The 7931-nt window shown below is 64.0% G+C and carries 6 protein-coding genes and 1 rRNA gene; 1 reads left to right on the forward strand and 6 read right to left on the reverse strand.

Annotated elements, in window-relative coordinates; all coding sequences use genetic code 11:
- The 6 genes from ACIQ36_RS16315 to ACIQ36_RS16340 all read right to left on the reverse strand — a co-directional run.
- Positions 1-93 (reverse strand): 16S ribosomal RNA (locus tag ACIQ36_RS16315); the annotation flags it as partial.
- Positions 94-383: 290 nt separating this feature from the next.
- Positions 384-806, reverse strand: a complete 423-nt coding sequence (locus tag ACIQ36_RS16320; RefSeq protein ID WP_395831240.1) for a DUF1489 family protein — start codon at positions 804-806, stop codon at positions 384-386.
- Positions 803-1699 carry a hydroxymethylglutaryl-CoA lyase gene (locus ACIQ36_RS16325; RefSeq protein ID WP_395831242.1) on the reverse strand — a complete coding sequence of 299 codons (897 nt, stop codon included), beginning with the start codon at positions 1697-1699 and terminating at the stop codon, positions 803-805. The genes ACIQ36_RS16320 and ACIQ36_RS16325 overlap by 4 nt, the downstream gene beginning before the upstream one ends.
- A complete protein-coding gene (locus tag ACIQ36_RS16330) occupies positions 1696-3735 on the reverse strand; it encodes an acetyl/propionyl/methylcrotonyl-CoA carboxylase subunit alpha (RefSeq protein WP_395831244.1) in 2040 nt (679 codons plus the stop codon). Before ACIQ36_RS16330 ends, ACIQ36_RS16325 begins: the two co-directional genes overlap by 4 nt.
- Before the next feature lie 5 nt (positions 3736-3740).
- Positions 3741-4520, reverse strand: coding sequence for an enoyl-CoA hydratase-related protein (locus ACIQ36_RS16335; protein WP_395831246.1), 780 nt, complete (start codon positions 4518-4520; stop codon positions 3741-3743).
- Between the two features lie 11 nt (positions 4521-4531).
- The gene (locus ACIQ36_RS16340; RefSeq protein ID WP_395831248.1) at positions 4532-6139 is read right to left on the reverse strand and encodes a carboxyl transferase domain-containing protein; all 1608 of its coding nucleotides are present in this window, start codon (positions 6137-6139) and stop codon (positions 4532-4534) included.
- A gap of 81 nt (positions 6140-6220) precedes the next feature.
- On the opposite strand from ACIQ36_RS16340, the gene ACIQ36_RS16345 reads away from it, so the two are divergent.
- Positions 6221-7771: a methyl-accepting chemotaxis protein gene (locus tag ACIQ36_RS16345; RefSeq protein ID WP_395831250.1), complete on the forward strand. Its 1551-nt coding sequence runs from the start codon at positions 6221-6223 to the stop codon at positions 7769-7771.
- Positions 7772-7931: the final 160 nt, after the last annotated feature.

The following is a 7931-nucleotide window of genomic DNA, read 5'->3' on the forward strand; positions in this document are numbered from 1 at the left end:
TGCGCCACTAACACCCGAAGGCATTCGTTCGACTTGCATGTGTTAGGCATGCCGCCAGCGTTCGTTCTGAGCCAGGATCAAACTCTCAGGTTGATCCAAACAATGTCCCCATTGTCCGGAACCTTACCAATCCTAAACTCTCTCTTATCAAGAGACCTAGAACCAGCAGCCAAACAGGCCGCCGACTCCAAACCCCTTCCCATAATCCTACAATGTCAAAGAACACCGGAACTTCTCAGCTCCAACCCCGATTTCCTCAGCGTTTCAGCGACTTAGTCGCCGGCGCCTCGTCGTCGGGAGGCGCTTTATAGGCCTAACAACAAAACCCCGCAAGCGCTTTTTTCAAAAAACTGTCATGCTAGTCCTAAAAATTCGTCATGGAGCTAGAGAAGCCCTAGGGTTTTGAGCTCCGCCGCCATCTCCGGCGGCATCGCGTCATCGGCTTCCGAACCCAAATCGGGCGGGGCTTTTTCGGCGTCGAAGTAGCGCCAGCCCTGGAAGGGGCGCGTTGGGGTGGGCACCGTCTGGATCCATTCGGCCTTGAGCACGAAACGGGTGCGCTGCTCCCCCTCCGGCCCCAAGGTGCGGTTGATGGCGACAATACCCTGCCGCACGGCAATCCGCCCCTTGATGACCCAATAGAGCGAGCCTTTGCCGATAATCTCCTCGGCGCGCTTCGGGTACATCGTCGTCATCGTGAAGACGCAGCCGGGGTAATCGGGCGCCTCATTATGGGTTTCCTGCCAGTCGCGCAGATCCTCGATACTCTCGCAGCCGACGCACAGGCGGATAATGTTGAGACTCATGCCGCCTTCGCCGCGAGCGCCTGACCGACCTTCGACGCGGGCGCGCGCCCGAGCACCGCGGAAATCTGCCGCCCGACCGCCGCGAGCTTATCGAGATCGATCCCGGTGGAGAGACCCAAACCGTTCAAGAGATACACAACATCCTCCGTCGCCACATTGCCCGACGCCCCTTTGGCGTAAGGGCAGCCGCCGAGGCCCGCGATTGAACTGTCGACCGTGCGCACCCCTTCCTCCAAACAGGCGAGGATATTGGCGAGCGCTTGGCCGTAGGTATCGTGGAAATGGACCGCGACGCGGGATATGCCAAGGGAGGCGGCGATGCTTTTCACCAAAGCCCGCGCCGCGCCCGCCGTGCCGATGCCGATGGTATCGCCCAAGGAAACCTCGTAACAGCCCATCGCCGAGAGGGCTTCGGACACCCGCACGACATCGGCCACCGGCACCGCGCCTTGATAGGGGCAGCCGAGGACGCAGGAGACGTAGCCGCGCACGCGCATCCCCGCCGCCAGCGCGGCTTCGGTGACGGGGCGGAAGCGCGCGAGGCTTTCCTCGATCGAGCAATTGATATTGCGCTGGGAAAAAGCCTCCGACGCCGCGCCGAAGATGGCGATTTCGGCCACGCCTGCCGCTTGGGCCGCCTCCAACCCCTTGAGGTTCGGCACCAGCACCGGCAGGCGCACCCCCGGCAGCGCGGGAAGCCCCGCCAGCACCGCTGCGCTATCGGCCATTTGCGGCACCCATTTCGGCGACACGAAACTGCCCGCTTCGATCACCGAAACCCCGGCCCCGGCAAGCCCGGTAATCAGGGCGATTTTATCCGCCGTCGAAACGGGGCTGGCTTCATTTTGCAGCCCGTCGCGCGGGCCGACTTCGACGATGGTGACGGCACTCATGCGGGAACCTCTTCGGCTTCAAGGGTCAGCAGATCGACGCCATCATCGACGAGATCGCCGACGGCGAAAGCAATCGCCACAATCTTCCCGGCTTTCGGGGCGCGGATGGCGTGTTCCATCTTCATCGCTTCCACCAGCATCAGCACCGCCCCGGCCTCCACCACATCGCCGACCGCGACCGAAATGCCGATGATCTTACCCGGCATCGGCGCGCGCAGCCGCCCGCCTTGGGCCGGGCCGGTATCCGCCGCCCGGCGGGGGTCGATGAGGCTAAAGCGATAGGTGGTGCCCTCGACGTGGAGCCACAGGCCTTCTGGCGCGTCGAAGACCAGGGCCGAGAGGCTTTCGTCCCCCAGGGTTGCGGTCAACCGCGCTCCGCCCTCGGGCAACGGCGTTAGCGTCCCGCGTGCGGCAAGACTTCCCGCCGGAAGATCGATCAGAAAACCGTCGCCGCGATAATGGGCGCGCGGGGTTTGAGCCTGCTCGCCGTCTTGCAGCGTGATGTCGTTCCAGGCGTCGCGGTTCAAGCGCCAACCGGTGGTGAGCGCCCAGGGGCTGAAGGGATCATTGGTGTGCCGCCTTGCCGCCGTTGCCTCCTCGCTGGAGCGAAGCATCGCCGCCAGAGTGGCGAGGCCGAGCACCTTATCGGGTGCAGGCACCGGCGCGGGCAGCAGAACGTCTCGATACCGCTCGATAAAGCCCGTATCGAGATCGGCCGCCGCAAAGGCCGGATGACCGAGAATGCGCGTGAGGAAGGCGCGGTTGGTCGTCACCCCCGTCAGCACGCTCGCATTGAGGGCGGCAATGAGGCGCTGGGTTGCCGTCGCCCGGTCGGGACCATAGGCGATCACTTTGGCAATCATCGGATCGTAATAGATCGAGATACTGTCGCCGCTGCGCACACCGGTATCGATGCGCACGCCCTCGCCGCCGCCGAAGCGCACATTCGAGAGCCGCCCAACCTGGGGCAGAAACTCCTTCAGCGGGTCTTCGGCGTAGAGGCGCACTTCGACCGCGTGGCCGACGAGCGGGATTGTCTCTTGCGTCAGCGGCAGCGGGTGGCCCTCGGCGACGCGGATTTGCCATTCCACCAGGTCTTGCTGGGTAATGGCTTCCGTCACCGGATGCTCCACTTGCAGGCGGGTGTTCATCTCCATAAAGAAGAAATCATCGCCTTCGGCGATAAACTCCACCGTGCCCGCGCCGACATAGCCGACCGCGCGCGCGGCCTCCACGGCGGCGTTCCCCATCGCCGCGCGCCGCTCGGCGCTCATGCCAGGGGCCGGGGCTTCTTCGACGACCTTCTGGTGACGGCGCTGGATCGAGCAATCGCGCTCATAAAGGTAGACGCCATTGCCCTGGGTGTCGAAAAACACCTGCACTTCGATATGGCGCGGCTTGGTCAGGTAACGTTCGATCAGCACATGATCGTCGCCGAAGCTGGCCAGCGCCTCGCGTTTTGCCGAGGCTAACTGGCTGTCGAACTCGCCCGCGTCGCGGACGATCTTCATGCCCTTCCCGCCGCCCCCCGCCGAGGCTTTGATGAGCAGGGGAAAGCCGATGCGCGCCGCTTCAGCCGCGAGGAAATCGGCCTCCTGCCGGTCGCCGTGATATCCAGGGACCAGCGGCACCCCGGCTTTTTCCATCAGGGCTTTGGCGGCGCTTTTCGAGCCCATCGCGGCGATGGCGCTGGGGGGCGGGCCGATGAAGATGACGCCGGAAGCCGCGCAGGCTTCGGCGAACCCGGCGTTTTCCGACAGAAAGCCGTAACCGGGATGCACGGCGTCAGCCCCGGTAGCTTTCGCCACCTCCAACAGCAGATCGGCCTTCAGATAGCTTTCGCGGGCAGGCGCGGGGCCGAGGCGCACGGCGAGATCGGCGGCCGCCACATGGGCCGCGCCCGCGTCGGCATCGGAATAGACCGCTACGGTCCGAATGCCGAGGCGGCGGGCGGTGCGGATGATCCGGCAGGCGATTTCGCCGCGATTGGCGATTAGCAGGGTCTTTATCGCCCTAGTTTGTGTCGAGGTCTTCATGGGGGCTACTCCCTCACCCAAGTGGGCGAGCGTTTATCGAAAAAGGCCGCAAGCCCCTCGCGCGCTTCCGGCGTGGCGCGGCGGACGGCAATGCGCTGGGCGGTCTTGGCAATGACGCTTTCGGTCAGCGGGCGATCGACCGCTTTCAGCAGGCGCTTGGTTTCGGCGATGGCTTCGGGGGCCGCCGCGAGCAGCGCTTCGATTTCGGCGTCGATCACCGCGTCGAGCGTCTCGGCTGGAACCACCGCGTGCAGCAGCCCGAGCCGATGGGCTTCGGTCGCCGAGAAGCGCTGCGCCGTGAGGCACCAGCGCCGGGCCTCGCGCACGCCCATCGCGCGCACCAGATAGGGCGAGATCACCGCCGGGATCAGCCCCAGCTTCACCTCGGTAATGGCGAACTGGGCTTCGGGCACGCCGATGGCGATATCGGCGCAGGCAACCAGCCCCAGGCCCCCGGCATAGGCCGACCCATGCACGCGGGCGATGACCGGCTTCGGGCTGGTATCGATGGTCGCCATCAGCCGGGCGAGGCCTTGGGCGTCGGCGAGATTTTCGTCGGCGCTATAGGTTGCCATCCGGCGCATCCAGCCAAGGTCGCCGCCCGCCGAAAAGCTCTTTCCGGCCCCCGACAGCAGAATGATCCGCACCGAAGGATCGGCGCTAGCAGTCGCCACCGCCGCCGTGAGGGCCGCGATCAAATGCTCATCGAAAGCATTGTGAATCTCGGGCCGGTTCAGGGTCAAGCAGGCGACCGCGCCCTTTTGCTCAAGGATAAGATTGCTCATGCTCGCCTCCCCTACATCCGAAACACGCCGAAGCGGCTTTCGGGAATGGGGGCGTTCAAGGCGGCGGAGAGACCAAGCGCGAGGACCGTGCGGGTTTCGGCGGGGTCGATGATGCCATCATCCCACAGCCGCGCCGACGAATAATAGGGGTGGCCCTGCTTATCATACTGGGTATGGATCGGGGCTTTGAAGGCAGCCTCTTCTTCGGCGCTCCAGCTTTGGCCTTTCAACTCCATCCCGTCGCGGCGAACCTGGGCCAGCACATTCGCCGCCTGCTCGCCGCCCATCACGGAGATGCGGGAATTCGGCCACATCCACAGGAAGCGCGGATCGAAGGCCCGGCCACACATGCCGTAATTCCCCGCGCCGAAGCTATTGCCGATAATCACGGTGAGCTTCGGCACCGACACGCAGGAGACCGCCGTCACCATTTTCGCGCCATCCTTGGCGATGCCGCCGTGCTCGTATTTTTTGCCGACCATAAAGCCGGTAATATTCTGCAAGAAGATCAGCGGAATGCCGCGCTGGCCGCAAAGCTCGACGAAATGCGCCCCCTTCTGCGCGCTCTCGCCAAACAGAATGCCGTTATTGGCGACGATCCCAACCGGATAGCCCCAGATATGGGCAAAACCCGTCACCAGCGTCGTGCCGAAGTTCGCCTTGAACTCGTCGAACTCGGACGCATCGACAATCCGGGCGATGATTTCGCGCACGTCATAGGGTTTGCGCAGGTCCGCCGAGACGATGCCGTAGATCTCCTTCGGATCGTAGAGCGGCGGGCGCGGTTCGCGCAGTTCCAGCGGCATCGGTTTCGGGTGGTTGAGATTGCCGATGATCGAGCGGGCGATGCCGAGGGCATGGGAATCATTCTCCGCCAGATGATCGGCCACGCCGGAGATGCGCGTATGCACCTCCGCCCCGCCCAAATCTTCCGCCGTTACCACTTCGCCGGTCGCCGCCTTCACCAAGGGCGGGCCGCCGAGGAAGATCGTGCCCTGATTGCGCACGATGATGCTTTCGTCCGCCATCGCCGGAACATAGGCCCCGCCTGCGGTACACGACCCCATCACCACGGCGATTTGCGGAATGCCGAGCGCGGACATATTGGCCTGATTATAAAAAATCCGCCCGAAGTGCTCCCGGTCGGGAAACACCTCGTCCTGGTTCGGCAGGTTCGCGCCGCCGCTATCGACGAGATAAATGCAGGGCAGATGATTTTCGCGCGCAATCGCTTGGGCCCGCAAATGCTTGCGCACGGTCAGCGGAAAATAGGTGCCGCCCTTCACCGTGGCGTCATTGGCGACAATCACGCATTCCCGGCCCGCAACCCGCCCAATGCCGGTGATTATCCCCGCACAGGGAACTTCATCTTTATACATCTCAAAGGCGGCGAATTGACTTAGCTCAAGGAAAGGTGCGCCAACATCCAGCAAAGTGCGAATGCGATCCCGTGGCAGCAGCTTGCCCCGCGCAACGTGTTTCGCCCGTGCAGCCTCTCCTCCGCCTTCGGCAAGACGTGCTACCTTAGCCTTTAAATCGGCGACCAAGGTCAGCATGGCTGCTTGGTTTTCTTGATAGAGAACGGCTTTCGTATCTATGGTTGTCCGTATCGGCGACATTTTCACTCCTCCCTCTTGGCGGGTTTTGCGCCAGTCGGATTTTCTAATCTTGGTGACATCTTACTCTGCTGGGGATCCGGTATGACCATCGCCCGTAAACTCACCCTTATCCTCGCCGGCGTTCTACTGCTCGCGTTTGCCGCGATTGCCGGGGTCGTGGAACTTAATAAGGCGGCCGAATACCACCGGCTGCATACGCACCAGCTCCGGTCCTTAAACGTCCTCACCGCCGCCGTGGGGGGTAACAAAGGCCCCGGCCTCGCCACCGCCCTCACCGATATCGTCGGCTCGGCCCAACGGTGCCTTGACCTCAATAGCCCCGTCGAGCGGTTGGCCATGCAGATCATCGGCACCGCTGCGGCCCGCGACCGCTGCGCCGACATGCTGCGCCTCGCAAACCAGGCGCGCGCCGAGACCAACCCGGAAAAGCTCACGGCTCTGGTCAAGCAGCTCGAAAAGGCCCATGCCGAAATCGAAGCGCCGCTGGAAACCACGGTGCGCATCGGCGCGGGCGGAACGCTGCTGGCGGTCGGTATCCTCGCCGTTATCATCGCGGGGGCGGTGCTGATTCTGTCCCGCTCCATCTCCCACCCGCTAAAACGCATGGGCGGCGCGATGCGCGTGCTGGCGACCGGCGATACCAGTGTCGAAATCCCCGCCCAGGGCGCGAGCGGCGAAATCGGCGAAATGGCCCATGCCCTCACGGTCTTCCGCGATAATGCCCGCGCCGTCGAACAGCTCCGGGCCGAGCAAGCCGCCAGCCGCGAGCGTGCCGAAACCGAGCGCCGCGCCCTGATGCAGCGCCTGTCCCAGGACTTAGAAGCGAGCGTGTCGGCCATCGTCGGCACCGTCTCCACCGAGGCTGCCGACCTGGAGCAGATCGCAACGGGCATGAGCCGCATCGCCGATGGGGCCAGCGTCCGCGCGACCTCCGTCACCGGGGCGACCGAGCAAATCGCGGGCGACATCCAAACCGTCGCCGCCGCCGCGACCGAGCTTGCCACCTCATCGAGCGAAATCGCCCGCCAAGTCCGCCAATCCGCCGAACTGGCGCAAAAGGCCGTGAGCGAGGCCGATACCACCCGCACCACCGTCCAAGGGCTCACTACAGCGGCGGGCGATATTGGCGACGTGCTGCGGCTGATTTCCGAAATCGCCGCCCAAACCAACCTGCTGGCGCTGAACGCCACCATCGAAGCCGCCCGCGCGGGCGACGCCGGGAAAGGCTTTGCGGTCGTCGCCACCGAAGTCAAAAATCTCGCCGCCCAAACCGCCACCGCGACTGAAACCATCACCCGCCAAGTCGGCGTGATCCAATCCGAAACGATGGCCGCCGCCGATGCCATCGATACCATCGGCCAAACCATCCGCGATATGGACGCCATCTCCACCGGCATCGCCGGGGCCGTCCAGCAGCAAGGGGCCGCCACCAGCGAAATCGCCCGTACCATCTCCGGCGTCGTCAACGGCACCCAGGAAGTCGCAAGCCATATGGGCGATGTGGCGCGCGGCGCGTCCGAAACCGGCTCCAGCGCCCATTCGGTCCTAAAAGCCGCAACCAAACTCGGCAAGGAAACCCGCGGCCTCGCCGACGCCGTAAGCCGCTTCATTGCGACTATTCGCGCGGCGTAGGTCCGTCGGGGGCTCCGGCCCCCGACACCCCCGCTCAAGGGGCTTGCCCCTTGAGAATCCCATTTAACGGGAACCAATATCGCCCGCTTAATCCCAATATTTTGAAAATAAATGGGATTCTTAAGGGGCGACTGCCCCTTAAGCGGAGTGCAGAGGCAGC

This window comes from Elstera sp. (assembly GCF_044372965.1).
Lineage (GTDB): Bacteria > Pseudomonadota > Alphaproteobacteria > Elsterales > Elsteraceae > Elstera.